Genomic DNA, 25,297 nt, shown 5'->3' with positions numbered 1-25,297 from the left:
TTAGAAAGGAGTAAACGCCATGCGCAACGATGTTCACACTACCACCAGCAACTCTCCTCGTAGCGGCACTGCCTCGCAGGATCGTTCGCGTTACAGCGACGCGGCGTTGACGCCGCCTGTGGACGTGGTCGAGGACGCCAACGGCATCACGCTCTATGCCGACCTGCCAGGGGTGAGCCGTGACAAGTTAACGCTGCAAGTCGAATCAGACACCTTGACCATCGAGGCCGAGAGCGATCTCACTGTTCCTGATGGGTTGACTTCCCATCACACCGAAGTGGGCCTGGCAAGGTTCCGGCGCGTGTTCACGCTCAGCAAGGAATTGGACACCGAAAAGGTGTCGGCGGAACTGGCGCAGGGCGTGCTGAAACTTTGCATTCCAAAAGCCGAGCATGCGCAGCCGCGGCGCATTGAAGTGCAGATCGCATAACTGGCGACCCACTTGGCTTATGGCCGGACGCAGTCATCGCGCGGCGTCCGGCCAATCCCGTCTTCATTGCCTGATTGGGATTTTGCAGAGCGAGGTCCCAAATGAGTATGCTGAGCGGATCGCGACTTGCGTCGGGCGATCCTGATACCGCCGGCGCAGTCGTGATTGGGGTCGACCGCTTCCGACTCGGACACTCGTGGATTTCAGTTCCTGCTGAAGTCGGCTACTAGCTCTGGGCGTCTGGTCAGACAGGCACTGCGGGCCGACAGCGTGCGGGCACCACAGCGCGCCCAACGCCAGCACATCGGGTGTTTTTCTTCAGCCAGGGACCGCGGCCTTTAGGCCACGAGCCCCCAGACTTGCCGACGACGACGGCGCAGCACTGCGATTTTTCCGCTGCATTGGCGGGCACAAGGATTGCCTCGAGCTCGTACAGTCGATCGAAGCCAGGCCACTCCATCAGGTCGTCGAAAGCCGATGTATCGCACATGCTGCGCTAGCTTTACCACGAATTTCCTTGGGTAGGCGTTACCGTGCGCTTTGCGACCGGCCGAAAGCTTGTCGGTCATTGATAGGTCGAGCGAGGGCATAGATACAATCATGTGCAGAACTCGCCAAGCTCACCAGTTTTTCGCCCTTTGGGAGGGGTGGCATGCCAATGGATTTTTTGCGGCGCATCAAAGATGCTGAGTTTCCGCTTGAACTTCATGATGTAGCCGACATTCGAAATGCGATTGTCCTTGAGGCTGCAGAACTGATCGAAGCTCAACTACCCGTCGTCAACGCTCCGTTGACTGACGCAAGGGCCATCGTCCTCCGGATCACGGCGCAGGGAAGGGCCGCGATATCCAAAAGCAGGGCAAGATAGCATTGCCATAGGTGCTTGCGCGTGAATCGAGACCGCGGGCCGAACGCCTTGTAGTTGGTCTTTCATTTTTCAGTGCTACCGCCTATGCAGCGAATGCCAATGGCGCTCTATCGCCCCCTTTTTCGCCGAACGATGCGGGGAAGGGGCTCGTTTCGGCAGTCAAAAATCGAACTGGGCTGGACGGGCGGTGATCGAGATGGCTGATTTCAGACGGCAGGTCCATCGACTTGCCCACCGCGGCAGTTCCTCGTAGGCAGTCACTGCTCGTCCAGCCGTGGCATTTGCGCAGCGCATCAGTCCTTGCCTTCACTGGGGAAAATGTCGGGCCGGACCAAGCCTTCAAGTCAGCGATCGATGACCTGCTTGGCATCTGGCTGGAAATCGCGAGCGAAACCTGGAGAGCGATCTCGGCTCGATGGCTCGGAGGGCTGTTCGCTTCCGAAAAGGAACTCATCAGCGAACGCGAAAGCCGCCCAGGCGACCCAGCGTGGCTTGGTGGGAACACATTGTCGTCCTAGCAACCTGGTGACGTGGTGCGCTAGCGCTTCCCGGTGGGCTTCATCGTGCTTTCAGGGAAAACCCTTGCTGAAAAGGCGAAGTCTTCTGACGGCAACCACAGAATACGGTGGAGACACTTCGATGGGTGAAGAGCACCATGAACGCTGCGCCTGTCCAACCTTGGCGGCGTGTCCATTGACGTGACTCTCTGTGAGGTCCCCGTGAAGTACATGAAGCTCATTTCCGCCACGGCCTGGTGCGCGTTCGCAATGTCTGCAGCACTCGCGCAGAACCTGGCACCTCCGACTACGCCTGGCCCGGCCGGAGGCAACGTTGCTACTGCCAATGCGCAGGGCGGATTGACGTCAGAGCAGTGGCTTGCTGCCGGAGCGGGTATTGCCATGTTCGCCGCGGCGATTAGCGGCAGCAGTGGCAACTCCGGCGGCGGCTTTGGTCTAGTTCCAGGCACAGGCACCACCGGCACGACCGGAACACGTTAACTGCGAATGAGCCGGCTCCCACTCCCTTTCCAAAAGGGAGAAAATTTCGACGGGGACGCCGAAACCGCACATTTCGCGCATTCTTAAAATGACGCCTCTCGACTTCCTTCGTATCCTGAGTACGGTCTCATTCCCGGCAACCATCACAGATGAAGCACAGTTGCAGCTCGTGTCCAAGCTGGCCTATCTTGAGCTCATCGATGCCGAGATATCGACCCCCAGGCATATTCGACGCACGTACCGAGAAGCTGGATTTGCGAAGATCTTTGGGCTGACGACACCAGGGATCCTGATGCTCCAGGAGGAAGGATCAAAATCGGACGTTGCAAAAATCGGAAAAGCGGCCAAGCTCGCCCAGAGCAGTTTGCAGGCCTGAGCGGAAACTCAGCGAGGGTCTGCTGCTCGGCAGAATTTTCAACCGACATGAAGGCGTGAATGTCGGGAAGATCGAGCATGCAGCTTTCCTTGCCGCTTCGGTCTCCAGCTATCGTGCTCGGAGCGGCGGTCGACGCTGCCTCCAAGGTTGCGCAATGACGGCCACGGCCGGAATACAAAGCCCCAAGTTAACATCGTGACCGCGATCGCGCAGACTATGAGTTCGCCCGCGCAGCGGTCGATAGCCTGCTCTTACGTGGCTTCATCTTTCCACTCGCGTTCGGTCGTATCTTCGGAGCCGTCGAGCCCGATCGACGTCGTCGGGAACGCTACTCCCAACAAGCCGGACGTTTAATGAAGACCATATTGCTGCGCAGGGTCATCATTGCATCCCATCGAGCGATGACGTGGAATTCCGGCCATTTTTCCTGTGCGAAAGGGCTTGGGATTCCTTGGGCCGGCCGGAGCTCTTGCAAGATCTCCCGTGGGTTGTCATGGCTGTTTACACCGGAGTTCCCAGCCGCGTGAAACGTTCCGTCCGGGTGGCACCTTGCCCGGCGTGTCGCCACGAGGTGGAGAGCTGAATGCTTGGCCAAGGAAAGAGCGCTAGGACCGAACTGGCCGCCCTGCTTGATAGAGCTTCGCAACCTATCAAATAATGGATAGTCGCCAATGTGCGCCGCCGATGTGCGGGAGGAGGGCGAGCGGCGGCGCTGATTACCGCGACTTTTGCAGAGCTGATGGAAGAGCTCTCAGTCACCTACGTCGCGCAGGTGTTCACCCGGCGGCTGCCCGGGCCTCATGGAGGGCTGGGGAACAGGGGTGCCAACCGGCGACGCGTCCTCGTCCTCGGCACTGGTCCTGGGGCCGTGTCGGTCATCTTCCGCTATCGCCATCAGCGCCAGACAGCCATCCGTCAGGGCTTGGCGCCAGCGCTTGTATGGATGAGGGCTAGAAGAGTGTTCGACCCACTGCGACGCGTCGTCGCCTTCCTCCATCAGCACCCAGTAAAAAGTCCCGGGATCCGGCTCGTCAACATGGACCGAAATGCGCCGAAGGTGGGTCATGTCCGCCCCTTTGAGCGCTCACGAACCTCTTCAGCTGAATTCCCCTCCGCCTTCAACGCGACCTGCAATGGCGTTTCGCTGCAACTACCCACTCCGGTCCGGGGCCTCAGTTGGTAGGGTTCTCTCAAGGAAATCAGTTCCCTGTCGAGCCCGACCTTCTTCGGATCTTCAAGCATAGAAGTCTCCTAGCTTCCAGAACACCTCGGTTGTCGGACATCGGCGTTGAGTGCGACGTAGGAAAATTTGGATTTGACCGACAGGCAAGGCCTAACGACGGCGAAGTCTGCTCTCATGGGCCTTGCGAAATCACCCCGCGGCCCGCTGCTTAAGGCAGCAGCGATCTCATGAGACTGTCTGCGCTTCCAAGAAGGCCACCGTGTCGGGCGCCCGCATGCTTCGCGCGAGGTCCAGTGCTGACAAGCCTTCTGTGCTCCGAGCGTTGATGTCGGCGCCGTGCTTTAGCAGTACCTTCAGAATGTCGAGCCGGTTGAACATGGCAGCGAACATGAGCGGCGTTTTGCCCCCCGGCGGTGCGAAGCTCGGCTGAGCCTCGTACTTCAGCAGCAGTTCCACGATTGGCTGAAAGCCTTTGAATGCTACTCCCGCAAGTGGCGTCTGGCCCTTATCGTTGAATCTATCTGGGTCGGCGCCGGCCCCCAGCAACGCACTGGTAGCTTCGGCGTGGCCATGATACGCGGCCAGCATCAGAAGGGTATCGCCGTTGTGATTGCTCATGTTGGGGGGAAGCCCGTTCTGCAGCAGACGCTCTAACGTTTGAGCATCGCCGGTGCGTGCCAGCTGAAAGACCTGTTGCGCAAATTCTAAGAATTCGGAGTCGGTCGACGATGTGTTTGCTTCTGACTTGCTCATGAGGCACGGGCTCCCTTGTGAAAGCGTGAGACAGGACAGATGCGCTTGTGAGGCGGTTCAAGCATTGAGGTCGCGCTCCTGACCGGATATCCACCTAAACGCATCTTTTTTGAGGGCTTCGGCAAGCTGGAGCCGGCTCTTGTAAACGCCAGCGGAATTGATAGTGGACTTGACGTGATCGCCTCGAAGAATCTCCGCTCGACCGGCCAGGTTACCGTTAGGCGCGGCGCGAGTAACTGCGCAACGCACCTCCCAGCCGTCGCGAAAGAATTGGGCATAGAAGTCCGGTGTGCTCATGATCCTCTCTCTATGAAGTGAGGCGCGGAAGGTTAGGCCTCGGCATCACCGATAGCGTCGGCGGTCGTCGCGTGGTTGTGTAAGCCAGGCTCCTCCGGTCACCGGTCTAGGTTGGACGGATGCAGGCGAGACCTTTCAGGATCGCCGGACCAGGTAAGTCACCAGTTGGCCAAGGAATCCGGCTCGAAAGGTCCAGAACTTCGGCTCGCGTCATTGGTACTGAAGATGCTGCTGGCTTCCATTCTTGTCGCTAGTGACGCGGCCCGGCTGGTAAGACTCGAGCGAAGCATTGCCAGGCATCGGCAGCCGAAGCTGTATTCGCTATGCCTCAGACGCGAGAGAGAAACCGGTGGCGGAGGCGAAATAGCAGACCGAGCCCATCGTCAAGCGTCCTGCGGCCGCTAGCGGCGTGGCGTGCAGTGTCGGACTCGGGCTGTGCATCGTGGGCAGGATCGAGGAGTAGGGAGCCAACCGTTCTGTTAACTGCAACCTAGCAACCGGCTCACGCTGACGCATTTCCATCGGCGTATACGGAAGTGCCGGCAGCTCAAGCGGAATCCAAGTGCTTGTTAAGCGCTCGAAAGTCTCAATCGATCTAGCACGCTCGGTGCGGGGGCATATCTGCGTATAGCGAAACGACGCGCCACTAGCGTCTGTTCCCAGCGAGATGTGTTCGACCCGAGCGAATAGAGAGAGGTGTCTGATACAGGCTGCAACCGTGAGCCCCTTTAGGCTCGCGCGGCTCAGCCGACGCAATGGTCGGCGGAACTCCCCAGGCGGGGGGCAATGGGGGGGGTGAATCGAAGAAGCCAGTGGTATGTCGCCCCTTCCAACCTACGACGCACCGCACAAGGCTCTTATGCAGGACCAGTGCCATCGTCAAAATCCAAGGAGCGCAATTGCCGGGACTCTTGTTCGATGCGGACCCGTGCATTCCGCGCGCTGAAGGCGCCGTTCACATGTACGTAGCTGTGGTGCCGTCACCGACGACACCGCCGGCAAGATCCGCGTTTGCGCCAGAGGCGTGTATCCAGATTGCCAGTTCCGGCGGAGGCTGCGCGTGGAGGTCCGCTGCATGAAGCGACGCCGCCTTGGGCGGTGTGGTGTAAGACGTTCGGACTACACGGCGTGAGCGTCAGCCATGTAGTTCGAGAGGGGTGCTGGCCGTTGTGTGCCGACGGGCGGGGGCTGCCGCATGTCGAAACCGCCTCCTACAACGTCCGGCCATCGATAGGGATACAGTGTGCGACTTCGTCACAATCGACTTATGGGCCTCACGCACTTTGAGATGGAACAGCGGCTGCGCAAGGCTGGAGTCGCCCTGCGCCCCTATCCAATGCTCAACAAGTTCCTCTCGGATGCCGACTCGGAGACAGCCAACAAGATGCTCCTTCAGGCGGGTACGGTTTGGGAGAACGAGGTTGAGCGCCTCTTTGCGATTCAGCAGCAAGCAGAGGAGCTCACTGCTTACGCGAGCTTCGGTCAGCTGTTTGATGAGGTGTGTACGCAAGAGGGGATTTCCTCAGCCTTGGCTGTGCTCAATGCAGCCGTTCCGCATCGATACACGGCTGTCTTCCGACTCAGCGACAGGCGGATGGTAAATGTGGCGTTGGTCGACAAGCACGGTGAGCCGCTTCCTGAATTTCTCGCCGAGGTCCCGATCGCTTCCAGCTTTTGCCAGTACGTGCTGCGCGACGGCTCGTTTCTGACTGGCGATTCAAGCAGCGATCGTCGGCTGAATGGTCATCCGTATCAGGGCGTGATGCTTTCCTATTGCGGGATCCCCATCTTCGATCTCGAGGGCCGCGCAGTTGGGACCGCATGCCACTTCGACGTGATCTCACACGATATCGCTGAGGAGAAAATGGCCCACCTGAGGGCCGCTGCGCGCATCCTCTCGAACTACTTGTCCGATCACTCGGGTCAGTCGTAGGTCTCGAACGCGCGCTGGGCCTAGAGCGCAGCAGTGTCGCCAAAGATCCGAACGCATTCGGTAGACACTTAGCTTCGTACGCGCCCATAAGCTGGCTGCTTGATTCTGAGGAAAATGTTGTGCCTCTGGCGCGATAGCCGTGGCGAAAGAAAAATGGCCGGCAGGTAGTCCGGATTCAAGCGAATGCAGGTCATTCGCCGAGACTCCCATCGCAAGCATTCAGACGGCGGAAGGGCAATTTGCACGCTAACCGCTCGACGATTGCTTGTCGTTCATCAGTCAGAACATTCGCCAGCCACGTTTCTCGTTGAGGATGGCGTAGCCGTTAGCGTCCCCGCATTCGCAGGAGCGGAGGTAGCGAGGTTGGTGAGCTCGTGCTCGGCATCATCCGCGTGGCGGACGAACTCAGCAATGCAATCTTCCATGCCATCGGAAAGCACGTTCGCAGCACTCCGTTGACTCCCGAGAAGATCGTGCGCTGAGGCGGCAGTATGCCCGTTCCAAGCGGGCTTGGGTTTGGGGAGCAAAAATCAGGCAGTGGCCGTGAGCTCGGCCATCAGCTCTTCCTTGCGCGCCGCGAGGAGGTCGCGCACGGTCACCAAATCGAAGCCCTTGGCTGCTCGTGCGTTGATGAACATTTCGTTGCGCTCTTCCTTGACGTGGTGATCGATGTATTCGCCGAGAACCTTGACTTTGGCGTCGAACATGTCGTCGATCTCGGCGGCATTCTGGATCTGGGCGATCAGGTCCTTGGCGCTTGCATGCTCGTCCTAGGCCTCGTCGAGCAGGTCGGTCTCCTTCAAGGCTTCGCGCAACGCGGGATAGCTCGATCTGTGTGTGCACTGTGAGTTCAGCGCAGATCTGCTGGGCGAGGTCCCGCTTCTTGCCTGTGGCGCTTGCGGCCTTCGATCCCGCGAGTTCTTCATACGCCGTGAATATCTTCTTCACATTCTTGTGGTCGGTGTCGAGAAGGCTGCAGGCATCGGATTCGGCACGTTTGGTGGTCATGGAGTAGCTCCTGGTTGGTTCGGGGGGACCGATAAATTCAACCGACCCCAGTGCACGTCTCGTAGGCGGGTTGCGCACCGCTCCGAAGGGACGTCTCGGACGCGACGCCATGGATGCACAGAAACCGCTGGTACTTGTCGGCGCGCCTACCTTCGGTGGAGTCTGTTCACAGACGACATGACCTCGCACGCATTGCACACCTCCATCAGGGCCTGCTTTCGAGCAAGCCTGAAAGCCATTCATTTCCGAACCAACCTAGTCACCTTCGGATGAACACCTTTCCCATCAATGCGGTGCCGTACTCGGAGGACGTCAGAACGGAGTAGGAGGACGAAGCCGAGGTCACCGCGGAACTGCATGAGACCATGATCAGATGTCTAAAACGATGCTCGGCCACAGCCGCCATGGCACCCGTAGCATGCATACGAAGAGCTTCGGCCTGCTGTGCAGTAGCCTCGAAGTGTTTCGCAAGCTTCCGGCGATGCCGGCGCAGGTGCTGTTCGAGGTCCCAGGCCCTACGATGGATCGCTTGATGTTCTACGGCGCCCGTTGGCGCAGCTCGATGACCGAGTCTCCTTGCCCTGCGCGGTCTCGCTCAAGACCGCTCGCGTCGACGGCTGGAGGGTGCACGGCCATGAGTTAGACGCGATGCAGGACTTTCTCATGGTGGACAGTACTGCTTTCGCCGCCAAGGGCGGCGAGCGCTTCCTGCAACAGCTGAAGTTGCTGCGTTACGAGGGACAAGGCGGAAGGAAGCAAGCCGGTGTAGTCCTCCCTGCTGAACGGCCCGGCGTCAGCTCTGGAAGCCGTACGGGACGGGGCCACCCCGCTGCGATCGATGGGAGGCCAACCTAGGGCCTATCCGCTTGGCGCAGCCTTCTTTACTCAAGCGCCTCATCGCTTCGGCGATCACGTCGCCCAACTCTCGCTGGCACCCGTCTCTACTTCGCTCGTAGAAGAGCCGCTCGCCCCGGACCGGCAGAACGATCCCGACGCGGTGCGCGGCGCGTGAACCGGTCCGTCTTAAGTAGCTCGGGGAATGGGAATTGCGGGCCCAGCTCAAAACCGATCTGGAACGCCTGCCGATCAAAGACTATTCCGTCGAGTGGTCGCAGGCGGCAAGCCTGTGCGTTTCAGTCGCGCGGTTCAACATCAACATCTAGTCTAGCTGGAACAAGGCAAGGTCCTGCGCGATCGATGCCGGCCTTTCGGTCAACCCCTGGCACGGACGGGGGACCGCCGCCTCCTGGGCGGGGTGATACGCGCGCGAGAAGAGGTTTCTCCCGCTTCCGTCGCGCTTGGCAGTAGCGCCAATGGGCGTTCCATGCACGTACCTGCCGGCCTAACCGCGAAAACGAATCCCTGAGGCTTGCCGGGTCATGCCATGTTGGGCTGCCCGTTCGACGCCATAAGTCCGCCATCGACCGGCAGCGCGACGCCTGAGATGAAGCTGGCGTCGTCGCTTGCCAAGAAAGCCACGACCGCCGCGATTTCCGAGGGTTCGGCGCCGCGCCCCAGCGGAATGCGCTCGCGGAATTTCGCCATCAGCTTGCGGTCGCCCTTCATGTCCTGGGTCATCGGCGTGAAGGTCAGGCTCGGGCAGACCGCGTTGACGCGCACACCGTCCTTGCCGTGGTCGAGCGCGAGGGCCTTGGTGAAGTTGACGATCGCGCCCTTCGAGGCGTTGTAGAAGCCGAGCGCCCAGTCGCCACCCAGTCCCGACACCGATCCGGTGTTCACGATGCAGCCTCGGCTTGCGATCAGGTGCGGCATAGCCGCGCGGCAGCCATGGAAGACGCCGCCGACGTTGGTCGCCATGGTCTTGGCCCAACCGTCGAAAGGCGCCTCGGTCACGCTGCCCTCGACCGCGATGCCCGCATTGTTGAAGAGCACGTGTAGCGCACCGAAGCGTTTGATGGTAGCGGCCACCAGCGCTTGCACCTGCTTGTAGTTCGACACGTCGGTGACCTTGATCAACGTGCGCTCCGGCGGCAGGTTGGCGGCAACGCGCTCGAGCTTGACCTTGGTGTCGCCGGCAAGGACGACGCTGGCGCCCTCCTGCGAGAAACGGTGGGCCGTGGCCTCGCCAATGCCGGAACCGGCGCCCGTGACGATGACGACGCGATCGGTGAAACGCTCCATGCTGCTGCTCCTAGACGGTAAGAAGCACGAGCTTGCGGCGAGGCCCGAGGCCAGAATGTCGGTTTACGGCGATTGCGCTGTCGGACGCATGCCTATGGTCCTCATTCCCAATACCTGAAAACGCTGAGTTTGCCGTCACTTTCTACCCGCGCCATTCGTACGTCGGACAGATTCGAGATCCATTTTTCGCGCAGTTTGGACATCAATTTCTCGTTGGTGGTCAATTTGCGCTGCAGCGGTCGCTGAATGATCTTGCCGTGCTTGACCAACGATTCGGCCGACGGTGCAGACGCCGAGAAACCTTCGGAGGATGGTCGCTTAGCTAACCCAATGCGTGGTTTCACCCGATCAACGTTGAGATGCTTACTAGGCCATTCACGACTGTCTCGTAGTCGCGTTGCTTTGCGTTGCTCGAGGCGCTCGGCGATCAAGGTGACACAGGTCCGCCACGCCCACTGATCCGCCCCGCGCCGCAGCAAGAAGCGGAACGCGATCAAAAGAAATCAGTAAACGACTGTTCCTCGCAACGTCATTTGCCGAAGCGGTGTCTCGATTCGCAGCAGTTCTAGATGCAACTGCGTGATTCAGCCGGATGGACGCCCAGTTTTGATGCTTTGAGCAACTGTGTAGTGGCGTCGGCGGCGCAGGGGAGGTCGCAAATGACTCCACATCGTATTAACGGAAGTCCCTTCCCGATAAACAAGGCCGAGGCGTTCAAGCGTTCGCTCGCTCCATGCTTTCACGATCCTCGCGCCTTCTCGAATCTGCAAGTGCCGAAAAACACGTCGTGTTTCTGATTGACGCCATGTCCATTTGCCGAGACTTTCCCGATGCAGTCAAGTTGCTGCCTGACGCCGCACCGTTGGCTTCCGCATGGCGGAACTCAAGTCTCGCTGCCGCCGCGACAGTGTGCAGTAAATCATATTGCGCGAGCAGCTCGCGCCCCGCGTTCCAGTTACGCCGCGGGCCCATCGCCGTAAGGGAGGAGCCTGGGCGCCCCGGCCCGAGTAGTGCGCTGTGCAACGCGTCTTGGCTAAGTCACGCATTCCAGCAGGCGTTGGTTGCCGCGGCCGCGTCCAACCCCCTATCGTGCAAGGCGGAGCTGGAAGTGGCCGTTGCTTCGGTGTGAAGTTCGGGGCACCATCATCGGCGATAACGCTCGGTCAAATCCGCTCGAAAGGGGACGCCTCGCAGTCCTTAGCGCCTGGAGGAGTCGGCGCCAAGATCACTTCCAGGCCAACTTCACACAGTTCGGTGGCCAGATCGTGGAACTGTCCTTACTTGATCTTCAAATGCGAACCGGTGTCCTTCGGTTGAAAACGCGTTGACTAGCAGACGATCAGATCTGGCGCGGCCACGGGAGAGGCACCGAGGCAATCGTTGGTGCGCCACTGTGCATGATCTGGGCGATCCGTGTTCGCTACTCTCCAATCCAAGGAGAAGCCATGTTCCGACGAAGATCTCGTCCGCTCGCGCTGACAGGAGCTTTCGCGATGCTCTCCGCTTCGGTACTTCGGCGGCAGTCGCTCAGGATGCCGGCACGAGAAGTTTCAAGACGTCGGCCGCGTTCAGTGCGAGGATTTTCACGCCGAAGTCCATTCGAGGACCGAGAGGCGCATCGTCGAAACGGGCCGCGACAGCAAGCCGTTGGATCGCTCGCGCGGTCAGGCCGATGCCAGGTCGAGCCGGACCTCGCTAGTGGTTAGAACAAGAAATTGCGAGGCCTACGAAGCGGCCTGCAAACACGAGTTTCGGTTTCGGTTGGAATATTAATCAACCCTTAAATGAGATAAGGTGATATAATCCTTTTATGGTGGCGAGAGCTCACGCTCGTTCGTCATTTCAGAGGTTGTGACGGGGTGGGGACTTCCCGTAGCTGCCAATGTCGCGACTGTCGTCGCCCGTTTGGGCTGTTGAGCTGCAGCCAATGAGTTCCCGATGCTCAGCGCAGATGTTTTCTCACCTGCGATCTTGATCGAAATAGGTTTCTTCCATCGCCATTTCTGTGGGTTCGTTCGTCGTCTCGCCCTCGACACACCCGACCAACGGCAGCCGCTGTCGCGCTTCTTCATCGAGTCAAGGGAAACGGCAACCCCCGCCGGGTGCTCCACTTTGACTAGGCCTTCGCTTCGCGTGAAGCTGCCCGAATTTTGCGGTCACACAAGGCTGGATGCGCGCGTGCATAAAACCTGTTCTTGCGCGCGTTCGTTTCGATGACTTTTGGTGCGCGGACTCCTTGCGCAATCCACACACTCTTGTTCCAACGGTGCCACATCCGGTGCGCACCTTTTTCCGAAAGGCTTATTCAATGAGCAGAAAAATCTTCGTAGGCAACCTGCCTTTTTCCGTCACCAATTCCAGCCTTGAAAGCAACTTTGCTGAATTCGGGAGCGTCTCCTCGGCCAAGGTAATGATGGACCGTGAAACCGGCCGCTCCAAGGGCTTTGGCTTCGTGGAAATGGCGTCTGCTGAACTCGCCCAGGCCGCTATCAGTGGCTTGAACGGTGTGTCCGTCGATGGACGCTCGATTGTCGTGAGCCTAGCGCGCCCGCGCGAAGCGGGTAGTGGCGCGGGTAGTTACAGTGCGGCAGGCTACAGTGCGAGCAACCGGTCCGACGTTGGGTACGGCAATGGCGGCTTCGGTGGCGGTCGTTACTGAGCATAGGACATCTTCCTGAAAAAAACCGGCTCTGATGGCCGGTTTTTTTTCTTTGATACCTTATGAATACCATCGAGCGACAACACCACTCTCAGTGTCGATCTTCGTCTTCGATGCCTTGGTTGACAGGGCCTCGCTGCGAACGTGTACAACGATTTCTCGACGAGAGCCGACAGTGAAGCGCTATCAGGAACCGGAACTGCCTGTATGCCCGTGGAGGTAGCGGCGAACGGGGTCCCCTCTAGCGTTTGACTGATGGGGACAGGGTGGGGCGCATGACGGCGTCGTAGTGTCTTCTTTTCGACGCTCCAGATGAGCGTTGCGCTGCGGCATCGCGGCCGCACCCAAATCGAGGCGAGTATCCAAACCCGGCGTAACCAGGGCCAAACTGACATCGAGGATCGCAGGGCCGCGGGGCGCCGAGGCCGTCATGACGTGCAGGCGGCATACGGTGCGGCCGATAAGGATCGATCGTCCGGCAGTCGGGCCCAGCGCGACATCTGTCGTGTCGCTCATATCGACCTCGCTGGCCGCTCCGCGCACGAATCGCTCACCGGAACATCGGCTCGCAGGTGTTTTTTCGCAACGATGCGCTGAGTATTGGCAAGGAGGCTACCAATGCCGATCAAGCCGATCAAGCCGATCAAGCCGATCAAGCCGATCAAGCCGATCAAGCCGATCAAGCCGATCAAGCCGATCAAGCCGATCAAGCCGATCAAGCCGATCAAGCCGATCCCGGCGCTAGAGCGGGCGCGACAAAAGCCTAGACTGTCTGTGCGCGCAGCCATCGCAGTTCGCGCCATTAGTGGTTGACCGGGAGAACTGGCGTGTCGGCTGACAGGGGCGTACTGCAATACGGCTCAGCTTGATGCATGATTACCTTCGACTCCCTGACGCCCATGCTACTGGCACAGCGGCCATCCGATCTGAGCGTCCCGGGATGGTTGTACGAGATCAAGTTCGACGGATACAGGCTGCTCGTGGAGATCGACGGCCAGGTGCGTCTGCGCACCCGCCATGGGATCGATGCGACGAAGTGGTTTCCTGAGATCCTCGCCAGCCTGGGCATGCTGCGGGGCAGGCACTACATCCTCGATGGGGAAGTCTACGTGCTGGATGCGCGAGGCAACAGTGACTTCGGCCGGCTGCAGGGCCGCGCCGAGCAGCGGCGGTTGTACGCAGGCGCGGACCCTGTCGTCTTCTGCGCTGTCGATCTGTTGGTGGACCGAAACGTTGATATCACGGAGCAGCCGCTGGCGAAGCGCAAGGCCGCGCTCGCAGCGCTACTCAGGAAGTCGCCGTCGAGCGTTCTGTACGTCGGGCACCGTACACCTAGTCAGGTGAAGCGTGGTTTGGAAAAGGCGTTGCGCTCCTTGCAACTAGAAAACCTCGTTGCCAAGCGAAAGGCGAGTCCCTATCAGCAAGGATTCCGATCGCTGGACTGGGTGAAGATGAGCTGATCGGTAGATTCCTAGACAACTTCACTTAGAGACGCGGCAGTGCGGTTACCGCACGCCGTCGCATACGCGTTCCGCGCTCGATGAGCCGAATGAAGGCTAGGCTACCCCTCTCGACGAAGTGTGCGAGCAGATGAGCGGCCACCGCCGCGACGCTGGTTGGCTGTTCGAGCAAGTGCACTTCGAGCTTGGCAAGTCGACGCTGCCGATGGCGCGGATCGATGGCGGTTTCTCGCACGCGTCGTCGATGGATATGCGGTGCAAAGTGCGTGCGACAAGCTCAAGCGCTACCTGCTCTGGCTGGCGCGCGGCATCGCGAGATGGTTGTTCTCGAAGGAAACGTTCTCGGACGTGGAGTTCGTAGACGACGAGACCAGGCTGCAGGCTCGCCGACCGCGTCTTTGCACTTGACCGCAGTCGTTGTCGCCATCGGTGGACGCGCCGGTGAGGAGCGTCATCTGCTCTTGCTCGTGCTCTTGGTCCTGCAGAGGGCAGGTGATCTGCAAGAGTGCTGGGCCTCGTGCCAGGAGCTGTGGGTCGTGGTGGACTTCGTCGAGCGTGCCCGACGTGACGCCGCAGGCCTATCGGCAGGCCCCAACCTTCGAGCCCATGTGCAGCGCGCCACGCGCATGGACGCTCGGTAGTGCGATCGGATGCAATGCGCTTGCCGCGCAGCCCGCTACGCGGCCCGGGCGATGCGCAGTACAGGCGCACCGTGCTGACGCAGTACGTCTGCAACGTTTGCCATGCGATTCCCGACTCATTAGCTCGTAGCTTGACCTCGGCGCATCGCTGGCCGGTATCGGCCAGCGCGGCTTGATCGCGGGCGGGCTCGCGAACACGCCCGAGAACATGGTGCGCTGCCTGCGCCACACGCGCGAGATCGATCCACTGGCGCCCATGTCCCAGATCGCCGTTACCGAGCTGGACGCGCGCGATCACGGCCAGGGCGGCCGCTTGGCCCTGTGAAATCGTTCCCGTCCACGCCGTCCACGCCGTCCACGCCGTCCACGCAGTCCACGCAGTCCACGCAGTCCACGCAGTCCACGCAGTCCTACCGGGTGTAGCGCGCTGCAACACCGTGCAAGGCGATAGAAGTTACAAAACCGGATGGCCCCGTTATCCGGCACCGTAGCCGCGTTCAGAACCCCACTACGAGGCCGGCAAAGAGAGTCGCTGGGTTTCGAGTGCGAATGCTCCACGGCGCGTTTTCCCCTCGCACGGTCGATGGGCTGAGACTCGCATACAAGGCCCGGAGATAGCGGCATCTTCGGCCGCTGCAATAAGGCCCGAGCTCGGTGGAAAACCACGGCAACGCAGTAGCACGACAGAGCGGCCCGCTCACGCCCGCTGACCCACAGCCCCAAGGGCGTAAACGTCATGCGAGGACCCTTGCAAGACCGAAGCGGCCGCAGGACGGGCCGCACGGTACTCGGCGCACTACGCGTTGATTGGGTTCTGGCGCTTCATGCCCAACGAACCGACAGCGACCGCTCCGGGCTTCGATGCAGCTCGGCGACGCGTGGTGCACCAAATCTAGCAACCCGATCCCTTGTGCGGGCGCGGCAGGCGCCCACACGCGCTTTTTTTTGGAGGCATGCACGGACTTTTGAACTACCCCTTGCACCCGGGAACGAAAAACCGCACAATCCAAAAAAAACGAAGCCTCATTCATTTTGATAGGAGACAAATGCTAGTTCTTCAGGGTCAACCTCGCGCGCACCTGCGCCCTGCTTGGGTGCGAGCCACCATCGCCATCGCTTGTAGTAGCGTGCATTTGTACGCAAGTGCTCAGTCAGATGCGGCACCTGCGTTGTCCACGCCCGAGTCCGCCACACCCAAGGCGATCGAGTCCATCAGCGTCACTGCGCAGCGACGGAGGGAGCCGGCAAGGGAGGTTCCGTTAACAGCGGATGTACTCAAAGGCGAGGACATGGAGCGCGGCGGCTACCAGTCGTTGAGCGACTTGGCTGCATTGCTACCAGGCATGAATCACAACCAGTCGGGAGGGGGTACCGGAGGAAGCCAGATCACCATGCGCGGAATTTCGACGGGCTCGCAAGTGGGTGCCACCGTCGGCATGTACGTCGACGACGTTCCATTCGGCTCGAGCTCCGCTTATGCAGGCGGAGGATCCTCCTCTCTCGATCTCGGCTTGTTCGATCTTGCAAGCGTCGAGTCCCTTCGTGGCCCCCAGGGCACGCTATACGGCGCCGGCGCCATGGGAGGCTTGATCAAATATGTGGCCGTGGAGCCCGACACGAGCGCCTTCAGCGGTCAAGTGACCGCTGAAGCCTCCGGTGTGCACGGCGGCAAGACCGGTCACGTCATGCGCGGCATGCTGAACGCTCCGCTGAGCGATGGTGTCGCTGGCTTACGGGCGACTGTCTATCAGCGTTCGGACGGCGGATTTATCCGCGACGTCAATCGCTCCGGGCGCCTGGTAGACGCTTCGAAGACGGACGGTGCTCGCGTCGCTCTTCTGCTGACGCCTTCGAAGGACGTGACCGTTCGCCTGACCGCGTTGACTCAGAACCAGGAACGCGATGGCGCATCTACGCAGGACATGGACATCGCGACAGGTCGCCCGCTATACGGCGCACTGACAAAGCGGCTCATGTTGAGCGAGCCATCCGAGGTCCGAAACGACCTGGTCTCTGCAGCACTCAGGGTGGACCTCAAGTGGGCTACGCTCGATGCGATCACCGGATGGCAGCGCACCTCGAGCGCGGGGCGTGTGGACACTTCCGCACTCTACGTGCCTTTGCTCGCTCCGCAAGGGATCGTCAACAGTGCTTACGGCATGGACTATGGGTTCAGCAACCGGAAGTTCACCCAGGAGGTGCGCCTGACCTCGCCACGCAGTCGGCAGTTTGAATGGCTGGGGGGCTTCTTTTATACCGACGAGACGGGCTCCAAGACGCAGCATCTCAGCCCGTTCAACGCGTTCGCGCAGCCGACGAATCCGATTCTGGCGGACGCCAAGTTTCCATCGACCTTCCGTGAAACCGCCATCTTCGGCACCGGCACCTACTACATCACGCCGGACGCCGACGTCACCATGGGGGTGCGCCACAGCCGCAACAGCCAACGCTTGGATCAGCAGTTCAGCGGCATCTTCGCGCCAAAACCCCAGCCTGCGTCGCAGTCATCGGAGGGTGTGACGACCTGGCTGCTCACAGGAAGATGGCGTCCTGCCGAACACCAAGCGATCTACGTACGGGCTGCCAGTGGATACCGGCCAGGGGGGCCGCTGCCACTCATCGTGAATCCCCTGACCGGAGCACCGCTCACCAACTCCTCCTTCAAGTCGGACAGCCTGTGGAGCTATGAACTGGGCTGGAAAGGCGACGTGATACCGGGTCGCCTGTCGACGGAGGTGGCGTTGTATCAGATCGACTGGAAAGACATGCAGGTGTTCACATCGAGCGCGGGCTTCTCCGGTATCGGAAATGCGGGGCGCGCGCGTTCGCGCGGTCTCGAATGGACGATGCGAGCGGCCCCGATCGACTCGCTGCGACTGGCCACCTCTCTCAGCGTGATCGACGCGAAGTTGGTGGACAACAGTCCCGATCTGGGCGGGAGGGCTGGCGATCGACTGCCCAATACGGCGCGCGTATCGGCCGCGGTACAGGCTGACTACAACTTCAACGTCAGCGGATATCCGGCGTACTTCGGCGCGACGCTGCGCTACACGGGCGACCGCTTGAACAGCTTCAAGTCCTCCCCTGGGATTCCTCAATACAGGTTGCCGGCGTACACGGCCATCGACCTGCGAGGCGGCGTCCAGCTGGGCAAGGTCAATGTGGGTCTGTTCGTGCGCAACCTGACCAATCGCCGCGGGCAGACGGCGGCCGACACGACCCTGAGCACCGCGGGCGGACCAGCACGGGTGAACCTCATCACACCGCGCACGATCGGTCTGCAGTTCTCGATGGACTTCTCCTGAGCAGCAAAGCGCCATGGAAATTCTCGCGTCCGCGCAGGACATCCTCTTCAAGCAGCCTCTCGCCATCGCCGGACGCGTGCTGTCAGGTCAGTGCGTCCTCAACGTCGATGGGCGCAGCGGGCGTCATGTCGTGCACGCGGAGGCTGCTGGTGTGTTCTACCGCGGCGAGGACGGGCAAGGGATGAAGCAAGACATTCAGGCCATGTGCGACTGGCTGCCGCGAGACCTTCTTGGCGCCTGGCGTGAAGTTCAAAAGATGCCCGCGGGTGGCGCTCGCAACGCCCTCGATTGGGTGCTCTGGCAACTCGTGGCCGCCCAACGAGGGGAGCCTGTCTATCGCATGGCGTTTCTGCCGTCACTGCGCCCCCTCCTCACCATGGTGACCCTTGGCGTGGACGAACCGCAATGCATGGCGGCGGCGGCGCGGTCACACCACAGCGCCAAGGCACTCAAGCTCAAGCTCTCTGGCGACGAACTTGACATCGAACGGGTCAGCGCGGTGCGCTCGGCGCGGCCTGACGTCACGCTTTCGATCGACGCAAACGAAGGGTGGTCGATGGCCCATCTAGAGCGAATGATGGGTGTGCTGCTTGCCAGCAGGGTGGCGCTGATCGAACAGCCACTGCCTGCAGCTAACGACCGTGACCTTGAAGGCTACTTTTCTCCAATCCCAATCGCCGCGGACGAGTCGCTGCAGACCATCGAGGACTTGCACCAAGTCGCACAAAGGTATCAAGTCGCCAACATCAAGCTCGACAAGTGTGGCGGTCTGAGCGCTGCCATGCTATTGATCCGCGCCGCACGCGAGCGCGGCTTGAAAGTGATGGTCGGGTGCATGGGCGGACGATCTCGTGCCATCCAGCCAGCGTTCATTGCAGCCCAATGGGCCGACATGGTCGACCTTGACTCACCCTTGCTGATGGCTTCGGACACCACGCCAGCGGCAACCTATGCAGATGGCTACATCGGCTTCGAGGAGACAGCCTTTGCCATCGAAACAAGCGAACAGCCGTTGTGGGCTAGCGCTTCACCCTCACTGGGGCGCCATGCAGCAACTTGATCAGCAGCCGTGCGGCCTTGAGTTTGGCTTCCGCATTGGTAGGAACGCCGATCAGCATTTGAGCTTGAGCCGCCACAAGCAGCGCCAGCATCGATTCGCCGATTGCGAGCGTCTCACTGTCATCCGCATGACCGGATGCCTGGCCGATGCGAACCACCGCTTCGAGCAAGGCCCGGCGCAGGCTCTTGAAGTTTCTGGTGACAACGGCTTGGACCTCGGGGTTGCGTCGCGTGATGGCCGCAACTTCGAGTGCCGTGCGCGCCGTCTGGTTGCTGGCATCCGGCCGCTCCTGAGCTTTCAGCAGGCTTTCCACCAGACCGAGCAACTCGCCCGCCGAAGTGCACTGCTGGAAGGGCGATGCATTGACGTCTGCCGCCTCGATCAGTTGGAGCAGGACGTCCTCCTTCGCACGAAAGTGCACGTAGATGGTGCCGATCGAAAGTCCCGCTTGCGTGCTGATTTCAGCCATCGATGCGTCGGCGACTCCCTTCCGTTCAAAAACGACGCGGGCGGCGTCCAGGATCTGCTTGCGCACCGACGCCATGTGGCTCTCATCTCGTTTGGGCATGCCGCTTCAAAAAAAATAATGATTGATTGTTCATTTTAGGACTGAAATACAAACCATGACCCTTGACCGCACTGAAAAGCTGGAAGCCGTGCTCTCCGCGCTTCACCGAAACGACGCGCCCGGCTTGGTCGCGAGCGTGCAGCACCATGGCAAAACGTTGCTGCGCCGGGGCTATGGCATGGCAAGCCTGGATTCGGGCGTCATCAACACGCCCTCCACAAAGATGCGTATTGGCTCGACGAGCAAGCATTTCGCCTGCGCGCTTGCGCTGCTGCTTCGCGACGAAGGCCTGCTTTCGATCGATGAGCCGGTGAGCCGCTGGCTGCCCGAGCTTCCAGCAAGCCAGGGCGTGCGTACGCTTCGGCAGTTCATGAACCATACGGGAGGCACGCGCGATTATTTGGATCTCTCGTTGCTGTCCAATGGAATGACCGTGGTGCCAAGCGAAGGGGCCTTCGAGTATCAATGCCGACAGCAGGAGGAAAACTTCGAGCCTGGCGAGCAGTTCATGTACAACAACGGTGGATACCGCATGTTGTCGAAAGTGCTCGAGCGTGTGCTTGGCGTATCGTTGGCACAGGGGCTGCGAGAGCGGTTGTTCGAGCCGCTGTCGATGCACGACACCTTCCTTTGGTGCACAGACCTCGATCCGCTGCTGGGCAGCGCAACATCGCACATTGCCAAGGCCGAAGGCGGGTTTTCAAAGGGAATCTTCCCTTCCGTCATTCTGGGCGAAGGTGGCATCGCCTCCACATTGGATGACATGCAGCGCTGGCTGAGCCATCTCATCACGCCCAGGATCTGGCCGCAGGCCCTGTCGCAGGAAATGATGACGCCGACCGAACTGAACAATGGATACGTCAATCCGTACGGCTTTGGTCTCATTCGTGAGACCTGGCGCGGCGTGCGGATCTTTCATCATGCCGGGGGCGTGGTGGGCGGGACATGTCAGATGCTCGCGGCGCCGGAGCATAGCGTACAGATCGTGGTCATGAGCAACCGCAGCGACGTGACCGCGGCGGAGATCGCACAACAGTTGTTGATCGTGATGCTCGAGGATGAACTCGAACCGCCGGAGGCTCCGGTGAGCCCGCAGCATTCGGATGCGCTGTGCGGTGACTACCACTGCGCCTTGAACGGTCGCCACTTTGCCATCGCGAAGCACGAAGAGACCCTGGTTCTTCGCAGCTTCGGGCTTCCGCTGCCGTTGACTCAGGCGGCATCCGATGTGCTGCGCGTGAACCTGCTGTCGGTGATTGCCTTGACGGTCGAACTCGTGCGCGGCGATACCGAAAGGGTGATCGCCATCGACGTCATCGAGCAAGGACGTCGCTATCGGTGTGATCGGGTTGGGGAAGCTGAAAAAGGGCCGCAGGTCGTTGAGCGCTTCGCGGGAAAGTGGCACAGCAGCGAACTCGGTGGCGATGTCGTGATTGGCGAGGGGCGACCCGAGTCGATGCGCGTCGCGGGACTGTATGGCCGGAGCACCTACAAGTTGGAACCCTTGCTCGAAGACACATGTCTGATGGCCAGTGAAGACCCCGCAGTACCCCTGCACGGCACGCTTCGGCTCGTGACCGGCAAGGATGGGCAACGCGAGTTGCTCTTAGATACCGCTCGCACCCGAAAGCTACGGTTCACAAGGGATCGCACCCATGGCTGAGATGCGTGCGCCTCCGCGCATAGCCCTGGCTGGATTTGGTGCCGGGGCGTTCGGCTCGACTTTAAGCTCTGGCGTGGTGCCTTTGCTCTTCCTCTTCTATCTGACAGAGTTTGCAAAGGTACCTCCCGCGCTGGCAGGCGTGCTGTTGGCGATTCCCAAGCTCGCCGATCTGCTGCTCGACCCATGGATCGGGCGCCGAAGCGACAGCGCCGCGCGCGCCGCGGGCAGCCGAAGTCATCTGGTTGGCTTCAGCGTCTTCTCGCTGCCTCTGATTCTGGTGTTGCTCTTCGTGCCCACAGTTAGCTTTCCGATGCCCATCAGGATCTTTGTGCTGGGATCCTTCCTGGTTTTGCAATCCCTATTGCTCACCGTATTCACGGTTGCCCACACTGCGATTGCGAGCGACATGTGCGATGGCATGGAACATCGCAGCACCTTAATGTCCTCACGCGCACTTGGACAAACCATCGCAGGACTTTTGGTGACCGTGTTGGCGCCGCAAATCGTCGCACGCTTCAGCGCATTTCATGGCGGTTACCTCGGCGCAGCACTGGTCCTCGCCGCCGGCGCTTTTGTCGCTTTGGGTGTCTGTTGGTGGCTTGTGCGGCGGGTTCCATTGCGCACCGGAGTCGAGCGAGAGCGGCCGCCGTCGCTGCCGAAGGCCCTGCGGGCGACGCTACGCAACAAGGCCTTCTACGGCGTCGCTCTGATCCTTGTGCTGCTCGGCACCAGTTCGACGGCGCTCTTCAGCGCCTTGCCCTACGCCAACAAGCATTTGCTCCAGGCAGGTCCAGAAAACCTCTCGGTACTGCTCACGCCGATCTTTGTCGCCCTGCTGGCGGGAGTCGCCGCGGCGCCATGGGTCGCGCGTCGCGTTGCCCCCGCGCGCATCCTCGGCGGCGCGCTATTTTTGGCGCTCGTCGGCGTCGTCTGGTTCACGGCCGGGCCGCGCACGCTGATGTCGATGGTTGCCGGGGGCGCGATGTTCGGTGTCGCGTGCGGAGGACTGACGGTACTGATCACCACACTGGCAATGGAGACCGCCACGCGGTCGTCCGCGAAAGGCGAAAGCCTCGGGCTCTACCTCGGTGTTCTCTTTTCTGCCGAAAAGCTTGGCCAATCGCTCGGCGGCATCGTCGTCGGGATCGGGCTCGACTGGGTCGGAACCCTGGGCGCGACGCCCGATGCGCCTTCGCTACAGCGCCTGGCTTCGCTGTGGCTGGCGGCGCCGGCTTCGGTACTGGTGCTCGCGCTGGTGATGGTCGCTTCGCTCGCGCCGCGTTTGCGTGCGCTTTAAGACAGGCTTTTTCATGAAGATTTTTACATCTGCGCTGGTCACGGAGACCAACACGTTCTCTGAGCATCCGACGACGCTCGCATCATTCGAGGAGCTTGGCATCATTCGTGGGCCCACGCCGGCGCGAGCGCTGGGCGACGTTGGGCCGATTGTCGAGCAGTGGCGCCTTCGCGCGCGCCGCTACGGTGATGAGGTGGTCGAAGGCGTGTATGCCATCGCGCAACCCGCGGGGCGCGTCCGGGCCGAGGCGTACGCACAGTTGCGTGGGGAGATTCTCAATGCAGCACGCGCGGCGATGCCGTTGGACATGGTGCTGTTGTTCCTTCACGGCGCGATGGTGGCAGAAGGCGAGGACGACTGCGAAGGGGATCTGATTCGGGCCATGCGTGAACTCGTGGGCCCCCAGTGCGTGATCGGCGTTGAACTCGATCCACACTGCCACATGACGTCCACCATGACCCAGCATGCCGATGTCATCATCCTCATGCGCGAGTACCCGCATACGGACTACGAAGCTCGGGCTGCGGAATTGTTCGATGCGTGCCGGGCCGCGGCAAGCGGCGTCACGCGTCCGGTCATGGCGGTGGCGGATTGCCGCATGGTTGGCTTCTACCCCACGACCATCGAGCCGATGCGCGGCCTCGTGAACTGGATGAGCGAGATCGAAGCGCGCCCCGGCATCGTCTCCGTAAGTCTCGTGCATGGATTCCCATGGGGCGACGTTGCTGATGCGGGGACCAAAGTGCTCGTGGTGGCAGACGGCGACCCCGCCTTTGCCATGACCCAGGCGACGGAGCTCGCACAGGCGCTCTATCGGATCCGCCATGCGATGCTGCCCCGTCTGGAAACCGTCAGACAGGCGCTAGAAGGCTTCGATGCACAGGGCGGAATGCCACGGCTGCTGGCAGACGCAGGCGATAACCCGGGTGGCGGGGCGCCAGGCGATCACACAGTGCTGCTCGCAGAACTGGTTCAGCGCAAAAACTTGCGCAGCGCCCTGGGGATGTTGGTAGACCCGCAGAGTGTTCAGGCGTGTTTCGAGTCAGGTATCGGGGCTCGTTTGCAGCTGAGCCTGGGCGGGAAGGGTGGCGCAGTATCTGGACGACCGCTCGAAGTCGAAGCAAGTGTTCGGGGACTCGCACTCGACCATGTCCAGTGGGTTGGGGATATTCGCGATCCACTCGGCCGCGCTGCATGGATTCGAGTCAATGCCACGGACATCGTCTTGACCAGCCGTAGGCAACAGACGCTGTCGCCCACTGCCTTCACCGGGCTGGGCGTTCCTCTGCACGAAGCACAGGTCATCGCGGTGAAGTCCAGCCACCACTACTACGCGGAGTTCTCCAAGCTATCGACGGATCGGCACGTGATCGAGACCGGTGCCGCACTGTCGATGGATTTTGCGCATCTTCCGTACCGCAATCGGCACATGCACTTCTTCCCCGCCACGGACAACCCGTCTCCGCATCTGGCATGAGTACCACTACTTCTCTTGCTGCCGGCGAGCGACAGCTCCGCCTTGTCGGCTCGCCCAGCGGCGCGTCGATGATGGTTGACGGGCACGAGGTGCTTTGCTTCGGCGGCTCGGCCTATCTCGGGCTGGGCGGCCTGCCCGAACTCATCGAGACTGGCTGCTCCGCATTGCGGCAGTTCGGCGCGAGCACCCATCTCCCTCGCCACTATGGCTTCAGCTCGGGCGCGAATCAGCAGGCCGAGGCTGAAGCGCGTCGATTTTTCGGCGCGGAAGCCGCGATGTACTTCGGGACCGGTTACTTGTTCGGCCTTATCGCACTCACCGGTCTTGCACCCGACTGCGATGCTATATACATCGACGAATCGGGTCACTACAGCCTGCGAGACGGCGCGCACGCGACAGGCAAGCCTATCCATTCGTTCGCTCACTGCAATGCGGAAGACCTGGCTCGCGTGCTCGCGCATACGCTGAAGCCTGGTCAACGGCCACTTGTTGCAACTGACGGCATGTTTGCGACTACGGGGGCGATCGCGCCGCTTTCGGCGTATGCACAGGTCATCGCACCCTCAGACGGATGGCTGGTCGTTGATGAGTCGCACGCTTTCGGAACGATCGGGCCACACGGCCGGGGCAGCGCAGAGCTCGCGCAGCTGCCATTCCATCACCTGGTGATCGGTGGCTCCGCCGCCAAAGCGTTCGGAGCGCACGGAGGACTGGCGCTTGGTGACGCGCAAGCCATCGCACAACTCTGGCGAACTCCGGTGTCACGTGGCGCCGTACTGGGCTGCTCCGCTGGCGCCGCAATGACAGCGGAAAGCCTGCGCCTGATTCGCAAACGACCTGAAATCCTTGAACGCTTGCGAGAAAACGCGCGTTCGCTGAAGGCGGGGCTGCGTGCACTGGGTTTGACGGTCGAGGACAACCCTGGACCCATCGCTGCCTTCGTGCATGGGGACAGCTTTCACATGCAGCGCATCCAGCGCGCACTCTGGGACCAGGGCATTTTCGTGGCGTACTCCACCTATGTGGGTGCCGGCCCCATGGGCGTGCTGCGTTGCGCTGCCTTCGCGGACCACACGCCCGAGCAGATCGCTCAGTTGCTCGAGGCATTGCGCAAGCTGCTGTAGAGAACACGCAGCTCGATCGCTCGAAACGCCGAGTCGAGCGCTTCCACCTTTGGCT

The 25,297-nt window shown here is 60.9% G+C and carries 21 protein-coding genes and 1 pseudogene; 14 read left to right on the top strand and 8 right to left on the bottom strand.

The genetic code is table 11. The features are described from left to right. The first annotated feature begins 19 nt into the window (after window positions 1-19). Complete coding sequence (locus INQ48_34750; GenBank protein QRF62681.1) at window positions 20-430, top strand: Hsp20/alpha crystallin family protein; 411 nt, start codon at window positions 20-22, stop codon at window positions 428-430. Between the two features lie 598 nt (window positions 431-1,028). Here INQ48_34750 and INQ48_34745 read toward each other — a convergent pair. Beyond that, window positions 1,029-1,199 carry a hypothetical protein gene (locus INQ48_34745; protein QRF62680.1) on the bottom strand — a complete coding sequence of 57 codons (171 nt, stop codon included), beginning with the start codon at window positions 1,197-1,199 and terminating at the stop codon, window positions 1,029-1,031. 818 nt (window positions 1,200-2,017) lie between these two features. On the opposite strand from INQ48_34745, the gene INQ48_34740 reads away from it, so the two are divergent. Continuing rightward, window positions 2,018-2,296 (top strand): hypothetical protein, encoded by a 279-nt coding sequence (locus INQ48_34740; GenBank protein QRF62679.1) that lies wholly within the window; start codon window positions 2,018-2,020, stop codon window positions 2,294-2,296. An 88-nt stretch (window positions 2,297-2,384) separates the two neighbouring features. Next, window positions 2,385-2,672, top strand: a complete 288-nt coding sequence (locus tag INQ48_34735) for a hypothetical protein (GenBank protein ID QRF62678.1) — start codon at window positions 2,385-2,387, stop codon at window positions 2,670-2,672. A gap of 1,062 nt (window positions 2,673-3,734) precedes the next feature. On the opposite strand, the gene INQ48_34730 is transcribed toward INQ48_34735, so the two are convergent. The 3 genes from INQ48_34730 to INQ48_34720 all read right to left on the bottom strand — a co-directional run bounded on the left by INQ48_34730 (window position 3,735) and on the right by INQ48_34720 (window position 4,905). Next, window positions 3,735-3,914 carry a DUF3606 domain-containing protein gene (locus INQ48_34730; protein QRF62677.1) on the bottom strand — a complete coding sequence of 60 codons (180 nt, stop codon included), beginning with the start codon at window positions 3,912-3,914 and terminating at the stop codon, window positions 3,735-3,737. Window positions 3,915-4,080: 166 nt separating this feature from the next. Then, on the bottom strand, window positions 4,081-4,608 hold the full coding sequence (locus INQ48_34725; GenBank protein ID QRF62676.1) for an ankyrin repeat domain-containing protein: 528 nt from the start codon (window positions 4,606-4,608) through the stop codon (window positions 4,081-4,083). Between the two features lie 57 nt (window positions 4,609-4,665). Then, complete coding sequence (locus tag INQ48_34720; protein QRF62675.1) at window positions 4,666-4,905, bottom strand: hypothetical protein; 240 nt, start codon at window positions 4,903-4,905, stop codon at window positions 4,666-4,668. Between the two features lie 1,267 nt (window positions 4,906-6,172). On the opposite strand from INQ48_34720, the gene INQ48_34715 reads away from it, so the two are divergent. After that, window positions 6,173-6,838 carry a hypothetical protein gene (locus INQ48_34715; GenBank protein ID QRF62674.1) on the top strand — a complete coding sequence of 222 codons (666 nt, stop codon included), beginning with the start codon at window positions 6,173-6,175 and terminating at the stop codon, window positions 6,836-6,838. 530 nt (window positions 6,839-7,368) lie between these two features. On the opposite strand, the pseudogene INQ48_34710 reads toward INQ48_34715, so the two are convergent. The 3 genes and pseudogenes from INQ48_34710 to INQ48_34700 all read right to left on the bottom strand — a co-directional run bounded on the left by INQ48_34710 (window position 7,369) and on the right by INQ48_34700 (window position 10,485). Then, a pseudogene (locus INQ48_34710) lies at window positions 7,369-7,846 on the bottom strand (hemerythrin domain-containing protein). Between the two features lie 1,377 nt (window positions 7,847-9,223). Next, window positions 9,224-9,988: an SDR family oxidoreductase gene (locus INQ48_34705; protein ID QRF62673.1), complete on the bottom strand. Its 765-nt coding sequence runs from the start codon at window positions 9,986-9,988 to the stop codon at window positions 9,224-9,226. A gap of 101 nt (window positions 9,989-10,089) precedes the next feature. After that, window positions 10,090-10,485 (bottom strand): DUF421 domain-containing protein, encoded by a 396-nt coding sequence (locus tag INQ48_34700; GenBank protein ID QRF62672.1) that lies wholly within the window; start codon window positions 10,483-10,485, stop codon window positions 10,090-10,092. A 1,811-nt stretch (window positions 10,486-12,296) separates the two neighbouring features. On the opposite strand from INQ48_34700, the gene INQ48_34695 reads away from it, so the two are divergent. The 6 genes from INQ48_34695 to INQ48_34670 all read left to right on the top strand — a co-directional run bounded on the left by INQ48_34695 (window position 12,297) and on the right by INQ48_34670 (window position 19,113). Next, window positions 12,297-12,647 (top strand): RNA-binding protein, encoded by a 351-nt coding sequence (locus tag INQ48_34695; protein QRF62671.1) that lies wholly within the window; start codon window positions 12,297-12,299, stop codon window positions 12,645-12,647. 618 nt (window positions 12,648-13,265) lie between these two features. Then, the gene (locus INQ48_34690; GenBank protein QRF62670.1) at window positions 13,266-13,460 is read left to right on the top strand and encodes a hypothetical protein; all 195 of its coding nucleotides are present in this window, start codon (window positions 13,266-13,268) and stop codon (window positions 13,458-13,460) included. A gap of 59 nt (window positions 13,461-13,519) precedes the next feature. Next, complete coding sequence (locus INQ48_34685) at window positions 13,520-14,107, top strand: hypothetical protein (protein ID QRF62669.1); 588 nt, start codon at window positions 13,520-13,522, stop codon at window positions 14,105-14,107. Window positions 14,108-14,920: 813 nt separating this feature from the next. After that, a complete protein-coding gene (locus tag INQ48_34680; GenBank protein ID QRF62668.1) occupies window positions 14,921-15,073 on the top strand; it encodes a hypothetical protein in 153 nt (50 codons plus the stop codon). Between the two features lie 844 nt (window positions 15,074-15,917). After that, entirely contained in the window at window positions 15,918-18,053 is a 2,136-nt protein-coding gene (locus INQ48_34675) for a TonB-dependent receptor (GenBank protein QRF62667.1), read from the top strand. Between the two features lie 13 nt (window positions 18,054-18,066). Beyond that, window positions 18,067-19,113, top strand: coding sequence for a dipeptide epimerase (locus tag INQ48_34670; protein ID QRF62666.1), 1,047 nt, complete (start codon window positions 18,067-18,069; stop codon window positions 19,111-19,113). On the opposite strand, the gene INQ48_34665 is transcribed toward INQ48_34670, so the two are convergent. Continuing rightward, the gene (locus INQ48_34665) at window positions 19,073-19,657 is read right to left on the bottom strand and encodes a TetR/AcrR family transcriptional regulator (GenBank protein ID QRF62665.1); all 585 of its coding nucleotides are present in this window, start codon (window positions 19,655-19,657) and stop codon (window positions 19,073-19,075) included. The genes INQ48_34670 and INQ48_34665 overlap by 41 nt on opposite strands. Window positions 19,658-19,736: 79 nt before the next feature. Between INQ48_34665 and INQ48_34660 the strand changes: the two genes are divergently transcribed. Genes INQ48_34660 through INQ48_34645 form a run of 4 tightly spaced genes read left to right on the top strand, consistent with a single transcriptional unit; the run spans window position 19,737 to window position 25,242 of the window. After that, on the top strand, window positions 19,737-21,344 hold the full coding sequence (locus INQ48_34660) for a beta-lactamase family protein (GenBank protein QRF62664.1): 1,608 nt from the start codon (window positions 19,737-19,739) through the stop codon (window positions 21,342-21,344). Next, window positions 21,337-22,641 (top strand): MFS transporter, encoded by a 1,305-nt coding sequence (locus INQ48_34655; GenBank protein QRF62663.1) that lies wholly within the window; start codon window positions 21,337-21,339, stop codon window positions 22,639-22,641. The genes INQ48_34660 and INQ48_34655 overlap by 8 nt, the downstream gene beginning before the upstream one ends. A gap of 13 nt (window positions 22,642-22,654) precedes the next feature. Next, window positions 22,655-24,118, top strand: a complete 1,464-nt coding sequence (locus INQ48_34650) for a M81 family metallopeptidase (protein QRF62662.1) — start codon at window positions 22,655-22,657, stop codon at window positions 24,116-24,118. Further along, a complete protein-coding gene (locus tag INQ48_34645; GenBank protein QRF62661.1) occupies window positions 24,115-25,242 on the top strand; it encodes a pyridoxal phosphate-dependent aminotransferase family protein in 1,128 nt (375 codons plus the stop codon). Before INQ48_34650 ends, INQ48_34645 begins: the two co-directional genes overlap by 4 nt. Window positions 25,243-25,297 lie beyond the last annotated feature (55 nt).

The sequence above is a fragment of the Variovorax paradoxus genome (assembly GCA_016806145.1).
Lineage (GTDB): Bacteria > Pseudomonadota > Gammaproteobacteria > Burkholderiales > Burkholderiaceae_C > Variovorax.
The sequence above is the reverse complement of the archived record's forward strand: the minus strand, read 5'-3'. Positions and strand labels throughout refer to the sequence as shown.

Coding starts and splice junctions, on each gene's coding strand:
- INQ48_34750 (QRF62681.1), top strand. CDS start 20: ATGCGCAACGATGTTCACACTACCACCAGCAACTCTCCTCGTAGCGGC.
- INQ48_34735 (QRF62678.1), top strand. CDS start 2,385: ATGACGCCTCTCGACTTCCTTCGTATCCTGAGTACGGTCTCATTCCCG.
- INQ48_34730 (QRF62677.1), bottom strand. CDS start 3,914: ATGCTTGAAGATCCGAAGAAGGTCGGGCTCGACAGGGAACTGATTTCC.
- INQ48_34725 (QRF62676.1), bottom strand. CDS start 4,608: ATGAGCAAGTCAGAAGCAAACACATCGTCGACCGACTCCGAATTCTTA.
- INQ48_34720 (QRF62675.1), bottom strand. CDS start 4,905: ATGAGCACACCGGACTTCTATGCCCAATTCTTTCGCGACGGCTGGGAG.
- INQ48_34715 (QRF62674.1), top strand. CDS start 6,173: ATGGGCCTCACGCACTTTGAGATGGAACAGCGGCTGCGCAAGGCTGGA.
- INQ48_34705 (QRF62673.1), bottom strand. CDS start 9,988: ATGGAGCGTTTCACCGATCGCGTCGTCATCGTCACGGGCGCCGGTTCC.
- INQ48_34695 (QRF62671.1), top strand. CDS start 12,297: ATGAGCAGAAAAATCTTCGTAGGCAACCTGCCTTTTTCCGTCACCAAT.
- INQ48_34690 (QRF62670.1), top strand. CDS start 13,266: ATGCCGATCAAGCCGATCAAGCCGATCAAGCCGATCAAGCCGATCAAG.
- INQ48_34685 (QRF62669.1), top strand. CDS start 13,520: ATGATTACCTTCGACTCCCTGACGCCCATGCTACTGGCACAGCGGCCA.
- INQ48_34670 (QRF62666.1), top strand. CDS start 18,067: ATGGAAATTCTCGCGTCCGCGCAGGACATCCTCTTCAAGCAGCCTCTC.
- INQ48_34665 (QRF62665.1), bottom strand. CDS start 19,657: ATGGCGTCGGTGCGCAAGCAGATCCTGGACGCCGCCCGCGTCGTTTTT.
- INQ48_34660 (QRF62664.1), top strand. CDS start 19,737: ATGACCCTTGACCGCACTGAAAAGCTGGAAGCCGTGCTCTCCGCGCTT.
- INQ48_34655 (QRF62663.1), top strand. CDS start 21,337: ATGGCTGAGATGCGTGCGCCTCCGCGCATAGCCCTGGCTGGATTTGGT.
- INQ48_34650 (QRF62662.1), top strand. CDS start 22,655: ATGAAGATTTTTACATCTGCGCTGGTCACGGAGACCAACACGTTCTCT.
- INQ48_34645 (QRF62661.1), top strand. CDS start 24,115: ATGAGTACCACTACTTCTCTTGCTGCCGGCGAGCGACAGCTCCGCCTT.